Source organism: Acuticoccus sp. MNP-M23 (assembly GCF_031195445.1).
GTDB lineage: Bacteria > Pseudomonadota > Alphaproteobacteria > Rhizobiales > Amorphaceae > Acuticoccus.
The window spans coordinates 416,653-432,244 of sequence record NZ_CP133480.1 but is presented as its reverse complement, the minus strand read 5'-3'; the positions used below and the strand labels follow the sequence as shown (position 1 = coordinate 432,244).

Below are 15,592 nucleotides of genomic sequence, written 5' to 3'. Positions count from 1 at the left end.
CTGAAGCCCACCTTCAAGGAGACGTCCGATCGCCCGTTCCGCCCTTCTCAACGTCATGGTCGCTGCCGCCGAAAAGGCGGGGCGCAACCTCGCCCGCGACTTCGGTGAGGTGGAAAACCTCCAGGTTTCCAAAAAGGGCCCGGCGGACTTCGTGTCCCGCGCGGACATGCGGGCCGAGGAGATCGTCCTCACCGAACTCTCCAAGGCCCGGCCGGATTATGGCTTCATCGGCGAGGAAGGCACCAACGTGAAGGCGGCGGACGGCCAGCACCACTTCATCGTGGACCCGCTGGACGGCACCACCAACTTCCTCCACGGCATTCCGATCTTCGCGGTGTCCATCGCGCTGCAGCGCGGCGACGACCTCATTGCCGGCGTTGTCTACAACCCGGTGATGGACGAGCTTTACGTCGCCGAGCGCGGCCGCGGCTGCTTCCTCAACAGCCGCCGCCTGCGCGTGGCTGGCCGGCAGGACCCGACGGCCGCGGTATTTGCCACCGGCGTGCCGTTCCTCGGCCGTGGCAACCAGTTGCGCTTCCTGTCCGAACTTCAGCCGCTGATGAGCCGCTGCGCCGGCATCCGCCGCGGCGGGTCGGCGGCGCTGGACCTTGCTTGGACAGCAGCGGGCCGGTTCGACGGCTACTGGGAGCACGACCTCTCGCCGTGGGACATTGCCGCAGGGATCGTTCTGGTGCGCGAAGCGGGCGGTTATGTGACCGACGCTGACGGCGGCGAGGACCCGCTCGGCAAGGGGTCCATCGTGGCCGGCAACGAGTACATGCAGCGCCTCCTTCTGAAGAATGCGAAGGACGCAGCGAAGGGCCGGTAAAGCGGACGTTCAGCTTGGGCACGCAATGTGCAATGAATTTGTTTGGGCGGCGCGCGTTGTGACCGCTCCGAAAGTTCGGTTACATCGACCCTATGGCGCGTAAGGATCCCTACAAACTCACCCAGCCGCAGGTATACCTGTGGCGCATGGGCCTGTTCGTGATTCTGGTCGGCTTTCTGATTTTCATTCAGTTTGCCACCATCTACGAGGCTTTTCTGGCCAACCCGCTGCTCAACGGGATGATCATTGGCGTGGGGGCGATCGGCATTCTCCTGTCGGTCCTGCAGGTCACGCGCCTTTTCCGCGAGATCAACTGGGTCAACCGGTTCCGCTCCGGTGCGCCGTCCACCCGCAGGAACCCGCTGCTTCTGGCGCCCATGGCAACGCTCCTGCGGGACGGGGTGGACGACACCATCATGAGTGCCGTCACCATGCGCTCGATCCTCGACACCATCGGCACGCGGCTGGACGAGCAGCGCGACATTTTGCGCTATCTCATCGGCCTTCTGGTGTTTCTCGGCCTTCTGGGCACCTTTTACGGCCTGTTGCAGACCATCGGCTCGGTGGGCGACACCATCGCCTCGCTGGATGTCGGCTCGGGCAACAGCGCAGTCATCTTTCAGGACCTGAAAGCCGGGCTCGAAGCGCCGCTGTCGGGCATGGGGACCGCGTTTTCGTCCTCGCTGTTCGGCCTCAGCGGCTCGCTGATCATCGGCTTCCTCGACCTTCAGGCCGGACAGGCGCAAAACCGATTCTACACGGAGCTGGAAGACTGGCTGTCCACCCTGACGGACATTGTGGACGACCTTGAGGTGGCGGGCGCTGCGCAGGCGACAACCGACCTTCAGGCCGCTGTGGATCGCCTCACGACCCTGCTGGAGCAGGGCGGCGGGGCAGGGCCCGGCCAGTCCAACAAGGCCATGGCAAGCCTTGCGGACGGCATCCAGGCCGTGGTCAAGAACATGCGCCGTGAACAGAAGGTGCTGATCGAGTGGGCCGAGGCCCAGGGCGCCCAGAACGACCGTATCGAAGAACTCCTGATCCGCCTCAACAACGCGCTCGAGCAGGACGAGCGCGCCTGACGAGGGGACGATTGCCATGCCGCATGGATCCAGACGTCGGGGCCGCGAGGCCCGCGCCGACTATTGGCCGGGCTTCGTCGACGCGATGGCGACGCTGCTCCTCGTCATCATCTTTTTGCTGTCGCTGTTCATGCTGGCGCAGTTCTTCCTCAGCCAGGAGCTGACGGGGCGTGAAACCGCGCTTCAGCGCCTCAACGCACAGATTGCGGAGCTGACTGACCTTCTGGCGCTGGAGCGGGCACAGGACAGCGCGCTGGAAGACGAAACCCAGTCCATGAGCGCCAGCCTCGAACAGCTGATGGCCCAGCGTGACAGCCTGCAGGGCCAGCTTGCCGGTGAGCAGGACGCCGCCGGTCAGGTGACCGAGGAGGTGCGCTCGCTCACGGAGGCGCTGGAGAGCGAGAAGCGGCTGGGCGCCGATGCATTGTCCAGAGTTGCGCTGCTCAACCAGCAGCTTCGCGCGCTCCGCCGCCAGGTGGGGGCGTTGGAAGAGGCGCTTGAAGCCTCCGAGGCGCGCGACCAGGAAAGCCAGACCCGTCTTGCCGACCTTGGCCGCCGCCTCAACGTGGCGCTGGCCCAGCGTGTCCAGATCCTCAACCGCTTCCGCTCCGATTTCTTCGGCCGCCTGCGGGACATTCTGGCCGAGCGTGCCGGCATCGAGATTGTCGGCGACCGCTTCGTCTTCCAGTCCGAGGTGCTTTTCCCGTCGGGGTCAGACACGCTTAACCCGGCCGGCGAGGATGAGCTTGCAAAGCTTGCCGCCGAACTCATCGGCCTCGACGCCGAAATTCCCGACGATATCGACTGGGTGCTGCGGGTAGACGGGCATACGGATGCGCGGCCGCTGTCGGGCTCCGGGCGGTTCCGGTCCAACTGGGACCTTTCGGCAGCCCGCGCCATTTCGGTGGTGCAGTATCTGATTTCGCAAGGGGTATCGCCGACGCGGCTGGTGGCGGCCGGGTTCGGCGAGTTCCAACCGATTGTGGATGAGGCGACCGAAGAAGCTTACGACCGCAACCGCCGCATCGAGTTGAAGCTCACCCAGCGCTAGCGCCGGGTGCAGGCTCAGGCGGCGTCGGAGGCGTGGAGGCGCGTGCCGGCTTCGCCGAACTGGAGCGCGGCAAGACGGGCGTAGACGCCTTCGCGTGCGGCAAGCTCGGCATGGGTGCCGCTTTCCACAATACGTCCTTCGTCCAGCACCAGAATCCGGTCGGCCCGGACGACGGTGGCGAGGCGGTGGGCGATGACCAGCGTGGTGCGGCCGACCATCAACCGCTCCAGCGCCTCCTGGATCAGCGCCTCGGATTCAGCGTCCAGTGCGGAGGTCGCCTCGTCGAGAAGGAGGATCGGCGCATCCTTCAGCACCGCGCGGGCAATCGCGATGCGCTGGCGCTGACCGCCGGACAACGTGATGCCGCGCTCGCCCACGACAGTCTCGAAGCCGTTCGGCAATGCGCTGACGAAGGGGGTGACGCGTGCGGCTTCGGCCGCCGCAATCACGTCGGCATCGCTGGCCTCCGGCCGGCCGATGCGGATGTTGTCGGCAATGGAGGCGGCGAGAATTGTGGTGTCCTGCGGGACCAGCGCAATCCGCTCGCGAACCGCCTTCAGCGATGCATCGCGCACGTCCACGCCGTCGATGGAGATGGACCCGCCGAGAACGTCATAGCTGCGGGTCAAAAGCTGGAACACGGTGGTCTTGCCAGCGCCGGATGGTCCCACAAGCGCAACCGAGCGTCCGGACGGCACGTCGAACGACACGTCGTCCAGCACGCCGCGGGCAAGGTCCGCGGGGTAGGCGAACGAGACGTTGCGGAAGGACAGCGCCCCGGCGGCCGGGGCGGGGAAGCTGACCGGATTTTCCGGCTCCTTCACGTCCGGCGTTTCCGCGGCGAGGATGGAGAGCCGCTCGGCGGCACCGGCGGTCTGCGCCACTTCGCCCCACACCTGGCTGAGTTCGCCGAGCGCACCCGCCGCAAACACCGCATAAAGCACGAACTGGCCGAGCGCGCCGGCGGTGAGGTTGCCGGCCAGAACCTCCTGTGCGCCCAGCCACAGGACGCCCACTATGGCGGTGAATACCAGAAAGATGACAATGGCCGTAAGCGTCGCGCGGGCCGCCGTCGCCTTCTTGGCGATGCCGTAGGCTTCCATGGCGCCGGTGCGGTAGTGCGCGCCAGCCCGCCGTTCCGCCACGAACGATTGCAGCGTCCGCACGGCGCCGATGGCCTCCGTGGCATAGGCGGAGATGCGCGCCAGCGTGTCCTGTGCGGCGCGCGAGCGCCGGCGAACGGCCTTGCCGAACGCCACCAGCGGGATCACCAGAAGCGGAATCACCGCGACCGCCATGCCCGACAGGGCAGGGCTCGTCCACACCATCATCACCATGGCGCCGATGAACATGAAAAGGTTGCGCAGTGCGATGGAGGCGCTCGCCCCCACGGCGGACTTGATCTGCGTGGTGTCTGCGGTGAGGCGGGAGACGATTTCGCCGGACATGGTGCGGTCGAAGAACGCGGGCGACAGGCTCATCACCTTGTCGAACACATCGGCCCGGATGTCGGCGACCACGCGCTCGCCCAGCGTGATGACGAGGTAGTAGCGCATGGCCGATGCCACCGCGAGCGCCAGCGCCACCAGAATGAGCATGCCGAAATATGCGTCGATGAATTCGGCGTTTTCCGCGGCAAAACCGAAGTCGATCATCCGGCGCACGGCCAGCGGCACGGCAAGCGTCGCCGAGGTCGCGCACAGCATCGCGAGCAGCGCCGCGCCGAGGCGGACCTTGTAGCGCAGCGCATACGGGAACAGGAAGCGCAGGGGTTTAAGGGCGACCCGCTGCCGCCCGCCACCCTGTACACCTTGTTTAGAACGATTGTTGCGTCCGAATTTCATGTCGCCTGACAACAGGTCGCAGCGCGCAATGTCAATGTGTCAAACACGGCTGGCCTTGCGCAAAAGCGCCTTACGGTTTATTGCCGCGCGGTTCCCCGATACAACCGGAACGGCCGGGCGCTTTGTCGCGCCGCCGTTTTCGCCACAGGACTTTTGCCATGAAGAAGGACATTCACCCCGATTACCACGCCGTCACGGTCGTGATGACGGACGGTACGGAGTACGTGACCCGGTCCTGCGCCGGTTCCGCCGGTGACCGTATTCCGCTCGACATCGACCCCCGCACCCACCCGGCGTGGACCGGCGGCCAGACGACCCTGCTTGACCGCGGTGGCCGCATCTCCCGCTTCAAGAACAAGTTCAAGGGCATTCCGGGCGCATAACCCGGCAACGGCCGACGGCGCCCGGCCTCTGGCCGGCGCGCCGCCAAAATACGGACGCCGGGCTGCGGCGGCCTAGAATTTGAAGACGCTGGCCGCGGCAACGCGGGTGGCGTCTTTTGCGTTGATCTCGGCTTCGATGCGGCTCGCCTCGTCAAGGCACGCCTGCCGCAATGCGTGAAGCTCGTCCACTGAAACACGTGACAGGTCCGCGCCGATGGTGTGGCCGGGCTTCAGCGCCTTGGGTCGTGCGTCGTCTTCGTTCATACAGTCCTCCCGCGGGCGCAAGTTTAAGCAAAGCGACCGGCAGAGCGCGAGAGGAATTGGCAATGACACTCCCCACCACCATGCAGGCCGTGACGGCGCCGACCCCCGGCGGACCGGATGCGCTGGTCATTGGCGAACATGCCGTCCCGTCACCGGGGCCGGCTGAGATTCTGATCAAGGTCGCGGCTGCCGGCGTCAACCGTCCCGACTGTTTTCAGCGGGCCGGGATGTATCCGCCGCCTCCCGGTGCGCCCGACATCTTCGGCCTTGAAGTGGCCGGCGAGGTTGTGGCGCTGGGCGAGGGCGCGTCCCTCCACGGCGTGGGCGACAAGGTGATGGCGCTGGTGCCGGGCGGTGGCTACGGCGAATATTGCGTGGCTGCGGAAACCAATGCGCTCCCGGTGCCCGCGGGCCTTTCGATGGAAGAAGCCGCGGCAATCCCCGAAACCTTCTTCACCGTCTGGAGCAACCTGTTCGACCGTGCGGGCCTCGTCGCCGGCGAGTGGCTGCTGGTCCACGGCGGGTCGTCCGGGATCGGGACCACGGCCATCCAGCTTGCCAAGGCGTTTGGCGCGAGCGTCATCGTCACCGCAGGGTCGGCGGACAAGTGCGAGGCGTGCGTGGCGCTGGGGGCGGACGTTGCCATCAACTACCGCGACAGCGATTTCGTGGCCGAGGTGAAGACCCACACCATCAAGGGTGTGGATGTGATTCTCGACATGGTTGGCGGAGAATACGTGGAGCGGAACTGGCACGCCGCCGCAGTCGAGGGCCGGATTGTCCAGCTCGCCACCTTGCAGGGCAAGTCCACCGCGGACTTCAGCGTCCTGATGCGCAAGCGTCTCGTCCACACCGGGTCGACGCTCCGGCCCCGCAGTGTGGCGTTCAAGGCCGAGATTGCGCGGGCGCTGACCCAAAAGGTGCTGCCGATGGTGGAGGCCGGCGCGGTCCGGCCGGTGATGGACCGCACGTTTGCCCTGTCGGAGGTGTCTGCGGCCCACGCCCACATGGAAGGAAGCAGCCACATCGGAAAGATCGTGTTGCTTCCGTAAGCGTTTCGGCCTGTGGGGTTTGCTCCTGCGTGCGCATGGCCCTATATCTCGATCATTCCACGACAACCCGAAGTTTGATCTCGGGTTCTCCCGCCGGCAGGCGGGAGACCAGAAGGATTGTTGCGCATGCCAGCTGATGATACGCCCCTGATGCCCAAGGCCACCGCCGTTTGGCTGGTGGACAACACCTCGCTTTCGTTCGAGCAGATTGCCGCGTTCTGCCGGCTGCATCCGCTCGAGATCGGCGCCATTGCCGATGGCGACGCGGCTCAGGGCATCAAGGGCGCTGACCCGATGCAGACCGGTCAGTTGACGCGGGCCGAGATCGAGAAGGCCGAGGCCGACAAGGATTATCGCCTCAAGCTCTCCAAGCCGAAGACCATCGTGCCCGAGCTGAAGCGGAAGGCGCCGCGCTATACGCCGGTGTCCAAACGGCAGGACCGGCCCAACGCCATTTTGTGGCTCCTGCGCCAGCACCCGGAGCTGAAGGAAGCGGCGATCATCCGCCTGGTCGGCACCACCAAGACGACGATCCACGCCATCCGCGATCGCACCCACTGGAACTCCGCGCACCTTGCTCCGCTGGACCCGGTGACGCTGGGCCTCTGCTCGCAGATGGATCTGGACCGTGAAGTGGAAACGGCGGCCCGCGAATCCGGCATCACCAACCCGCAGCCGGCACTCGGCAGCGCGGACGGGTTGTTGTCGGTGGAGGAGAGCCTCCAGCCCGAAGAGGCCGAGGACGAGCCGACCGGCAACGAGCGTTACGACGCCGATACCGTGTTCAAGGGCCTGAAGGCGTGGACCAAGGGCCAGCCCGCCGAAGACGACGACGAGGCCTGAACCGGCCTGCGCCGTCCTTGCGGGATGGCGCTGACAATTTCAGTGGCGCGCCGGTTGTTGCAGACTGGCGCGCCGCTTTCTAGTGTCGGGCATGGCTCTCGACATCCTCCTGCTGTTCGCCGCGACCGAATTTCTCCTGTGCATCTCGCCGGGGCCGTCGGTGCTGCTTGTGGTGGGCCTTGCCATGCGCTCTGGCACGCGCGCCGGATGGGCGGCAGCTGCCGGCGTCACTGCCGGTTCGGCGTTTTATTTTGCGCTGTCCGCGCTGGGCGTCGGCGGGCTGATTGTCGCCAGCCACACCCTCTTCACCATCGTCAAATGGGCGGGCGCGGCGTATCTCGTCTATCTCGGCATCCGGATGATGGGGCCGCTGGTCTGCGCCCTGCGCAATGGCGCCATGCCGGCTGCCGGGCCGCTGCCGGTTGCCGATGGCGGGGGGAGCCAACGCGCATTCTGGAAGGGCTTTGCCGTCCAGCTCGCCAACCCCAAGACGCTGATCTTTTTTGTTGCGCTGTTTCCGCAGTTCATCGCGCCGGAGGGCAATGTCGCGCTTCAGTTTGCGGTGATGGCACTCGTTTCGGCCTTGATCGAGATGCCCGTGCTGATGGTTTATGCGCTGGTGTCTGCCGCGTCGGCGCGGTGGATGGCGCGGACCGCGGTTCTCTGGTTCGAGGGGCTGGCCGGCGCCGTTCTGGTGTTCATCGGCGGCGCGCTGGCTCTGGCGCGGGGGCGCTGACCTTCACTCGGCAATAAACGAGACGCGCTCGGACGCCCCGTCGCGGGTGACGACGGTGAGCGTGTGCGCGCCGGGCGGCACGTCAATCTGCGCTTGCCGCCGGTTGACCTTGATGGGGAGCGGACGGCCGTTGAGAAGCCAGGTGTCGGCCGGGCGGCCGACAACGCGGGCCACCAGCTTGTTGCGGCTGCCGTCGGCTGCGGCAAGGGCAAGCACGGCGCCTTCGGGTGGAAACGCAATCTCGATCTCCGGCGCCCTCGCCGGGCCGCCCTTGCGCCGGCCGGGCACGAATTCGCGCAACGGCGGCGGCAGGGCAGCGGTGGGTACGGCCACTGGCGCGGGTGGCAGGCGGTGGACGCCGATGCGCGCGAACGCGTCGAACAGCAGGGGGGCAGCGTCGGTCCACCCGGTGAGCGAGGGCACGGGCGTGCCGTCCGGCCGGCCGACCCACACGGCCACAACATGGCGCGCGTCGTAGCCCACCGCCCACGCATCGCGGTAGCCGTAGGACGTCCCGGTCTTGTAGGCGATCTCGCCGGCGGGCGCGTTGCGGGGCGGGCGCATTGCCGTGAGCATGGCCGAAACGTCCGCGGCCGCCCGCTCCGACAGGAGGCGTGCGGTGCGCACTGGCGGAGCCTTCTGCGCAAAAAGCTGTGCGGGCACGCCGCCGTCCGGCAGGGCCGTGTAGAGGCTTGCAAGGTCACTGAGGGTGATCCCGAAACCGCCGAGACCCACGGCCAGCGTGGGCACGAAGCCCTGGGGGAGCACGATTGCGGCGCCGGCCTCCTCAAGCCGTGTGACGAGGCGGATGGGGCCGAGTGCTTCCAGCACCGTCACCGCCGGTACGTTGAGGGACTGGCGCAGCGCCTCTTCCACGGTGACCATGCCGTGAAATTCATCGTCGAAATTTTCAGGCTGGTAGCCGGCAAAGGTTGCCGGTGCGTCGGCAAGGAGGGTGTTGCGCGCAACCAGCCCCGCCTCGATGCCGAGGCCATAGATGAACGGCTTCAGCGTGGAGCCGGGCGAGCGGATGGCGCTGGTCATGTCCACATGCCCGGCGCGGCTCTGGTCCAGAAAGCGCGCGGCGCCGACGCTGGCGCGAATGCGGCCGGTGCCGTGCTCGGCCACCACAATGGCGGCGGACAGACGTGGGCCGATCCGGTCCACCCGTTCGGAGGCAAGGTCTTCCAGTGCGGCCTGCCAGTCCCGCTTGAGCGTGGTGGTGTGGACCGTGGCGGCCGGCTCCGCCTGATGGAGCTTGCGGGCAAGATGGGGGGCAAGACGGGGCACGGGGCGCCGCCGCGTCGGCACCGCCTCGCGTTTTGCGCGCGCAGCGTCGGCTGCTGTGATGGCGCCGGTGGTGGCCAAGCGGTCCAGAACCCGGTTGCGCGCGCGTGCGGCATTTTTGGGGTGCCGGTCAGGCCGCCGGCTTTCGGGAGACTGGGGCAGGGCGATCAGCAGTGCCGACTGCGCCAGCGTCAGCCGGCCGGGCTCGCGGCCGAACCAGGCGAGCGCGGCCGCACGCACCCCCTCGATATTGCCGCCATAGGGGGCAGCGTGAAGATAGCGGGCAAGAATTTCGTCCTTGGTGAGACGCCGCTCCATCTGCCAGGCGCGAAACGCTTCGGTGGCCTTGCGCCAGGGCGTCCGCTCGCGCGCATCGGTGAGAAGGCGCACGGTCTGCATGGTGAGGGTGGATGCACCGGAGACGATGCGGCCGGCGCGTACCGCCTGCATTGCTGCGCGTGCGGCGGCCCGCGGGTCGACGCCGCCATGGTCGCGGAAGCGGCTGTCCTCGAAGGCAATCAGCAGATCGATGAAGCCGGGGTCGACCGCATCCACCGCCACCGGGAGCCGCCACCGCCCGGCGCCAACGGTGAAGGCGCGCAGGAGCACGCCGTCATCGTCGAGCACCACCGTGGACACCGGCGGGATGGCAAGAGGAGGCGGCGCTGCGCGGTCGATGGCGCGCCCGCCCGCGACCACAGCCACAATCAGCACCGGCAGTGCCAGGAATGCGGCCGGCCAGGCCCGCGATACGGGCCGCGGTGCGGTCCGCGGCCTGTGCTTCCTGTTCGGCCCGCGCGTCAGCGTGTGGGCACCACGGAGAGGCTGCCGCTCTCGGTCCGGGCGACAAAGCCGGGCTGGTACATGTCAGACACCTCGGCGGCCGGCACCGCGAAGGTGCCCGGCGAAATGGCCCGCACCAGGTAGCTCACCGTGATCGCCCGGTCTTTGTTGCCGCGCCCCAGCGTCCACGCCGCGGCGAAGCGGTCATCCCGGAATGCGGTGAACTCCGGCGTCTGGCCGGACTGGACGAGCTTCACCCCGGCGACATCCGCGGCCGACATCAACCGCGGGTTCTCCACCTCGAAGCCTGCGGGCAGAAGGTCGGTCAGCATGATGCGCATGGGGTTTGCCACGGTTTTCTGGAATTGCAGCGTGACGATGACCCGGTCGTTCTGGGCAATCGTGCCAAGGTCGACGGGCGTTCCGTCCAGCGCGGCATAGGTGCGCGTGATCCTGAGGCCGTTGGAAACCGGCGGCAGCGGCGCCACAGGGGTGCCGGTGATGGTGCTCGCAAGGCTGAGGGGCGCGGTGCCGGTGTTTTCAACCGACACGCCAATGGCCGTTGCCGTGCTGTCAAAAGCGCGGGTGCCGGGTGCGGACACCACCTCGCCGTCAACCAGCGCCGAACCCGTCACGTCCTGCCGGGCCTCCGCCGACAGCACCAGCCATGCCGCTTCCTGGGTGGAGTAGGTGCCGCTGTCGGCGCGCTTTGCATCGTTCAGCCGGGTGGTCAGCCAGTCAATCGTGGTGCCGGGCACGCGGCTTTCGCTGGCCAGCGTCACGATGGCGGCCGCATCGCGCAGCGGCGTGCCAAAGTCGGTCCGGTTCGGCCGCTGGGGGAGCGGGCCGGAGAGGACCGCGTTCTGGAACAGACGGTTTGCGGCAGACTGATCGCCGGTGAAGGCAAGGCTTGCGGCCAGTTGTGCGCGGGCCAGCGGCGCCTTGAAATCGTCCAGCTTTTCCTCGGCGAAGTAGCGCAGATCGCCGATGGCGGCCCGGCCGTTGCGGGCCAGAACGTACGTGGCATAGGCCACTTCGGTGCCGCGCTCGCCCTCCACGTTGTCGATGTAGGACAGCACCGACTGAAGCCGGTCCAGCCCCGCCTCGAAGGCATCGTCCGGCACCTCGTAGCCGGCCTCCCTGGCGCGGGACAGGAAGTCCATCACATAGGCGGTCAGCCACACATCGCTGCCGGGCGACCAGAGGCCGAAGCCGCCGGTGGTGCCCTGGTAGGCAAGCACCCGGTCGATGGCGCTGCGGATACGCTCGGGCAGCGCCGTGTCGGCATCCATGCCGAGCGTGGCGCCAAGGTCGTTGGCATAAAGGAGGGGGAGGGCGCGGCTCACCGTCTGCTCGGCGCATCCGTAGGGGAAGCGGTCGAGCATGGTGATGAGGCCGGCGGTGTCGATGTCGCCCGCACCCACCGTCACCGAAACCGTCGCATCCGCCTCGAAGCCGGCATCGGCGACGTTGGCAAGGGTCATCGTTTCGCCGGGCGACAGGACCAGCAGTTGACGCTGGCTGACGACCGGAGCAGCGGACCGCACCGTCAGCCGATATTCGGACGTGAACTCTGCCCCGTCCGGCCCATCCAGCGTTGCGACAATGGTGGCAAGGCCGGGTTCGTCTGCCGTGATCGGAAACTCGATGCTGTCCCTTGCATCGGCGCCAAGGTTCAGCGTTTCAGACGTGCGGTCGATATGGACCGGGCCGTCTACGTTGAGCGAGAGGCGGTATTCGCCAGCAGCGCCCGCCACATTGTGCAGGTCCATCCGCATCCGGCTGGTGTCGCCGGGGGCCAGAAACCGCGGCAGCGAGGCGGCAACCACCACGGGGTCGCGGATCGTCATGTCGGTGCTGGCATTGCCCACCTTGTCCGGCGTCCACGCAATGGCCATGAGCCGCACGGCGCCGTTGAAGGCCGGCAACTCGAACACCGCTTCAGCCACGCCATCGGCGTCGGTCTCGATCACGCCGGTGAACAGGGACACGCTGTCCTCGGTCGGGGGCAGGGCTTCGGAGCCGGATGCGATGCCGTCGCCGCCGGAGCGGATCCGACCGCGCTTGGCGCCGGCAGTGTCGATCAGGTCGCCATAAAGGTCGCGCAGTTCCACCGCGAGACGGCGCTGGCCGAGATAGAACTCGTCCACGTTAGGCGCCTCGTAGCCGGTTATGTTGAGGATGCCGATATCCACCGCGGCAACGGTGAGATAGGCCGTCTCGCCAGCATCGAGACCGCCGACGCGCACCGGGATCGTGGCGGTCTGGCGCGGTTCGGCCTGCGCCGGCGCGTCGATAGTGACGGCAAGGCGGCGGTTTGCGGTATCGACATCGAGATAGGCAACGCCGACGGAACGCTCCGGCAGCGGGACGCCGGAGGGCGAGGGATCGCCGTTGCGGAAAAGCGTTGCCGCCACGTAGGCACCGGGCGACCAGTCCGCCGAAACCGGAATGTTGACGGTGGCTCCTTCGGCCGGGACATCCACCACAGTGGCAAAGGCCACGCTCTCCGACAGGACGGTGACCAGCGCCTTGCCGGCGGCGCGCGGGGTGATTCTGAGGGCGGCGGTATCCCCGTCGCTGTAACTTTCGCGGTCGAGGGTGATTTCCAGAACGTCGGGCGTTTCGGCGTTGGCGGCGCTGCTGACCCAGCCGGCATCAAACAGCACGCTGCTGGCGACGCTGCCATCGGTGTTTGCCACCTCCAGCCGGTAGCGGCCCCAGCCCACCGGCTCGGAAATCCGCAGCGGCGCATCGGCGCCGAGCGTGACCTCGCCTTCGGCAACCTTGTCCAGCCGCTCGATCGCGTCGTGGTACCAGCGGTCGCCGCGCCTGTACCACTGGAAGTCCCGCTCGATGCGGGTCAGCGTCCATGTGGCGTCGGTCTCGATCCGCTCGCGTGCGGCGCCGATGGCGATCACGTCGAACCCGGCCACGGAGCCTTCGCCCACCCGGCCGTCATCGAAGGCAGGGCGGATGCCGATCATCGGCGCCCCGGTGTCCACCGGCAGGGTGATGGCATCGCCCACCTGCCGGCCGCCGGGTTCGCGGACCGACACGATCACCCGTGCCTCAAGCGGTCCTGTGGCGTCTGGTGCCTGCCCGATGTCGACGCTGAAGGTGGCGCTGCCGTCCGGTCCGGTGCGTGGCAGGTTTTCCAGCGGAGTGCGCTGCGGGGCGACCTCTTCGCCGGCAAGGCCGAAGCGGTAGCCCTCGAAGGCGGCCACCGTCCGGCTTTCGCTCAAAACAACCGCGCCTTCCACAATCAGCCCCGCGGCGGGGGCGCCGTAAAGAAATTGCGCGTCGAGGTCGACGGGGACGCTGGACCCGGCGCGCGCCTCGGTCTCGTCCGACGCAAGGGCGACCTCGATCCGCTGGGGCACGAAGTCTTCCACCAGAAAGCTGGTGTCGCCGACGGCGGGTCCGCTGGGGTCAACGTGGGCGGTCAGCTGCCAGGTGCCCGTGGCGGCATTGGTGGTCAGCGGGATTTCGACGGCCGTGCCGCCTGCCTCGGCGGCGCGGGCCACGATGCGGCGTGACAGCACCCCGTCCGGCCGAACCACCTTGATCGTGACCGGCACGTCGAGCGCAACGGCATTGTCGTTGCGCATCAGGACCGTGGCGTTGACGGTTTCGCCCGCCCGGTAGACGCCGCGTTCGGTGGCGATGAAGCCATCGACCGGGCCGGGCGCGGTCCGCCCCTCCACGCCGCGGTCGGTGAGTTCGAATGCGCCGCCCTTGAGGGAGACGAACGCAAAGTCGTCGTCGCCGTTTTCGGCGGTCACCAGCACGGGGGCGCGGCTGCCCTCCACCGGCGCATTGCTGACAAGGCGTGCGCGGCCCTCGGCGTCGGTGATTGCGGTGGCGAGAAGCGCATCGTTCTCGGCCAGAAGGGTGAGTGCGACGCCCTCAAGCGGCTCTGCGGTGGCGAGCGAGCGGGCGAACACGTCCACCGTGCCGCGGTTGGAGAAGGTGGAAAGCCCGAGGTCGGAGATCACGAACCACTGGGTGGCCAGCGCCTCGGAGCGGTTGGCCAGTTCCCGCGGCATGGCGGTGAGGACGTAGACGCCGGGTTCGCGCGTGCCGATCATGTCGCCCACGGGGGCAAGGGTGCGCACCTCGGTGTTGCGGGTCATCCCGACGGGCATTGTGCCCTTCCAGACTTCGGCGCCGCGCTCCTGCGCAATCTCGTTCATCTCGTAGGGGTAGAGCTGGCGCCGGAAGTCGCCGCGCCGGACCACTTCGGCCAGGTTGCGATCGTTGATCTGGTAAAGGACGAGGTCGAGCTCGCGGGTGTTGATGGTGGTGACCGGAACGCCTTCAGCGGAGGCCGGCAGGACATAATCGTTGGTGTCGAAGCGGGCGAGGGGGGCGCGGTCCCGCACGAACACGGTGAATGAAGGGTCGCCGCGCAAGGTCTCGCCGGTGGTCGCGGGAAGACCTTCGCGCAGGTTCACCTCGTAGCGTGAACCGTGGGACAGGCCCTCCACGCACAGCTGACTGTTCTCCACCGTGATGGCGGGATCGGCGGCACCGTCCAGCGTGACGAAGCGCTGGAGCGCGGCAGAGTCGCCACGCAGCGGCTCGGAGAATTGCACGCACATGCGCGGCGTGATGACCTCGGCGTTGACCGTGTAGTCCAGCACGCGGAAGCCATGCTCGCGGCGCAGCTTGTCCAGCCGCTCGGCCTCGGCGCCATCGTAGCGCAGCGTGAGGCCGGCCTCCGATGCGGTGATGGCCGGCCGGAAGATGCCCTGCCGTTCGAGGACTGCGGAGAGCATCGCAAGCCCCGCGCCCTGTTCGCTCACCGTGCGGGCGGACTGCAGCGCCAGATATGCCGCGCCAGACGCTTCGCGCTGGGCGTTGACCTGCCGGTCGTAATTGTCGGTGCGCAGATCCAGCATCTGCCGGGCGTAGCGCAGCCACGCGCCTGAATCGCCGCTGGCAAGGTCGCTTGCCGCGGCCGGATTTTCCAGCGCAGCCGAGCCGGAACCGCTCTGAATGGCGGCCTGCACTTCGGACGCAAGGTCCTCCGCCTCCCGCGCATAGCTTGCCGGCAGATATGACACGTCCGGCATGTCGAGCGGCGGCTCGCTGGCGGACGTTTCGCGCACCACGGCCGATGTGGCGCCGCTATAGGGCGTCCGCTCGCCCACTTCGGATTTCAGGAAGCACCATTGTGCGCGCTCGTTGTAGGTGAAGGCGGCGCAACCGGTGTCGGCGAGGCACACGCGCTCGCAATCGGGCAGAGGCACGTTGCGCAAGGTGCGATAGTCGAAGCCGGGAAGGTCGACCTCAGGAAGGCGCTCCAGCGTTCGCTCTGCCGCGGCTGGCTGAGCCAGGACCAGCAAGGCGGCCAGAGCGGCAAGACCTGCGGCAACATGGGTGCGAAGCGCCATGGTTATTCTCCCGGATTTTTGCCAGTACTAGCGCAATCC

Annotated in this window: 11 protein-coding genes; 7 read left to right on the top strand and 4 right to left on the bottom strand. The window is 67.6% G+C overall.

Annotation, left to right across the window (positions count from 1 at the left end; genetic code table 11):
• Nucleotides 1-28 precede the first annotated feature (28 nt).
• From RDV64_RS02025 to RDV64_RS02015, 3 genes are all read left to right on the top strand, one after another.
• Nucleotides 29-829, top strand: a complete 801-nt coding sequence (locus RDV64_RS02025; RefSeq protein WP_309199596.1) for an inositol monophosphatase family protein — start codon at nt 29-31, stop codon at nt 827-829.
• A gap of 92 nt (nt 830-921) precedes the next feature.
• Entirely contained in the window at nt 922-1,911 is a 990-nt protein-coding gene (locus tag RDV64_RS02020) for a flagellar motor protein MotA (protein WP_309197621.1), read from the top strand.
• A 16-nt stretch (nt 1,912-1,927) separates the two neighbouring features.
• Nucleotides 1,928-2,962 carry a peptidoglycan -binding protein gene (locus RDV64_RS02015; protein ID WP_309197620.1) on the top strand — a complete coding sequence of 345 codons (1,035 nt, stop codon included), beginning with the start codon at nt 1,928-1,930 and terminating at the stop codon, nt 2,960-2,962.
• 14 nt (nt 2,963-2,976) lie between these two features.
• Here the strand turns inward: RDV64_RS02015 and RDV64_RS02010 are convergent, their stop codons facing one another.
• Nucleotides 2,977-4,806 (bottom strand): ABC transporter transmembrane domain-containing protein, encoded by a 1,830-nt coding sequence (locus tag RDV64_RS02010; protein ID WP_309197619.1) that lies wholly within the window; start codon nt 4,804-4,806, stop codon nt 2,977-2,979.
• Between the two features lie 158 nt (nt 4,807-4,964).
• On the opposite strand from RDV64_RS02010, the gene rpmE reads away from it, so the two are divergent.
• Complete coding sequence (gene rpmE, locus RDV64_RS02005) at nt 4,965-5,189, top strand: 50S ribosomal protein L31 (protein ID WP_309197618.1); 225 nt, start codon at nt 4,965-4,967, stop codon at nt 5,187-5,189.
• A 72-nt stretch (nt 5,190-5,261) separates the two neighbouring features.
• Here rpmE and RDV64_RS02000 read toward each other — a convergent pair whose 3' ends face one another.
• Nucleotides 5,262-5,453 (bottom strand): DUF1192 domain-containing protein, encoded by a 192-nt coding sequence (locus RDV64_RS02000; RefSeq protein WP_309197617.1) that lies wholly within the window; start codon nt 5,451-5,453, stop codon nt 5,262-5,264.
• Between the two features lie 62 nt (nt 5,454-5,515).
• Between RDV64_RS02000 and RDV64_RS01995 the strand changes: the two genes are divergently transcribed.
• The 3 genes from RDV64_RS01995 (at nt 5,516) to RDV64_RS01985 (ending at nt 8,084) form a co-directional block, all read left to right on the top strand.
• On the top strand, nt 5,516-6,505 hold the full coding sequence (locus tag RDV64_RS01995; protein WP_309197616.1) for an NAD(P)H-quinone oxidoreductase: 990 nt from the start codon (nt 5,516-5,518) through the stop codon (nt 6,503-6,505).
• Between the two features lie 126 nt (nt 6,506-6,631).
• A complete protein-coding gene (locus RDV64_RS01990; RefSeq protein WP_309197615.1) occupies nt 6,632-7,348 on the top strand; it encodes a cell cycle transcriptional regulator TrcR in 717 nt (238 codons plus the stop codon).
• A 91-nt stretch (nt 7,349-7,439) separates the two neighbouring features.
• Nucleotides 7,440-8,084 carry a LysE family translocator gene (locus tag RDV64_RS01985; protein WP_309197614.1) on the top strand — a complete coding sequence of 215 codons (645 nt, stop codon included), beginning with the start codon at nt 7,440-7,442 and terminating at the stop codon, nt 8,082-8,084.
• A 3-nt stretch (nt 8,085-8,087) separates the two neighbouring features.
• Here the strand turns inward: RDV64_RS01985 and pbpC are convergent, their stop codons facing one another.
• Together pbpC and RDV64_RS01975 are read right to left on the bottom strand one after the other, a co-directional pair.
• Nucleotides 8,088-10,085, bottom strand: a complete 1,998-nt coding sequence (gene pbpC / locus RDV64_RS01980; RefSeq protein WP_309197613.1) for a penicillin-binding protein 1C — start codon at nt 10,083-10,085, stop codon at nt 8,088-8,090.
• An 86-nt stretch (nt 10,086-10,171) separates the two neighbouring features.
• Nucleotides 10,172-15,553 (bottom strand): alpha-2-macroglobulin family protein, encoded by a 5,382-nt coding sequence (locus RDV64_RS01975; protein ID WP_309197612.1) that lies wholly within the window; start codon nt 15,551-15,553, stop codon nt 10,172-10,174.
• Nucleotides 15,554-15,592 lie beyond the last annotated feature (39 nt).

What these genes read in the sequence shown, in the direction of transcription:
- RDV64_RS02020 (WP_309197621.1), top strand. Translation starts at nt 922, where the DNA reads ATGGCGCGTAAGGATCCCTACAAACTCACCCAGCCGCAGGTATACCTG.
- RDV64_RS02015 (WP_309197620.1), top strand. Translation starts at nt 1,928, where the DNA reads ATGCCGCATGGATCCAGACGTCGGGGCCGCGAGGCCCGCGCCGACTAT.
- RDV64_RS02010 (WP_309197619.1), bottom strand. Translation starts at nt 4,806, where the DNA reads ATGAAATTCGGACGCAACAATCGTTCTAAACAAGGTGTACAGGGTGGC.
- rpmE (WP_309197618.1), top strand. Translation starts at nt 4,965, where the DNA reads ATGAAGAAGGACATTCACCCCGATTACCACGCCGTCACGGTCGTGATG.
- RDV64_RS02000 (WP_309197617.1), bottom strand. Translation starts at nt 5,453, where the DNA reads ATGAACGAAGACGACGCACGACCCAAGGCGCTGAAGCCCGGCCACACC.
- RDV64_RS01995 (WP_309197616.1), top strand. Translation starts at nt 5,516, where the DNA reads ATGACACTCCCCACCACCATGCAGGCCGTGACGGCGCCGACCCCCGGC.
- RDV64_RS01990 (WP_309197615.1), top strand. Translation starts at nt 6,632, where the DNA reads ATGCCAGCTGATGATACGCCCCTGATGCCCAAGGCCACCGCCGTTTGG.
- RDV64_RS01985 (WP_309197614.1), top strand. Translation starts at nt 7,440, where the DNA reads ATGGCTCTCGACATCCTCCTGCTGTTCGCCGCGACCGAATTTCTCCTG.
- RDV64_RS01975 (WP_309197612.1), bottom strand. Translation starts at nt 15,553, where the DNA reads ATGGCGCTTCGCACCCATGTTGCCGCAGGTCTTGCCGCTCTGGCCGCC.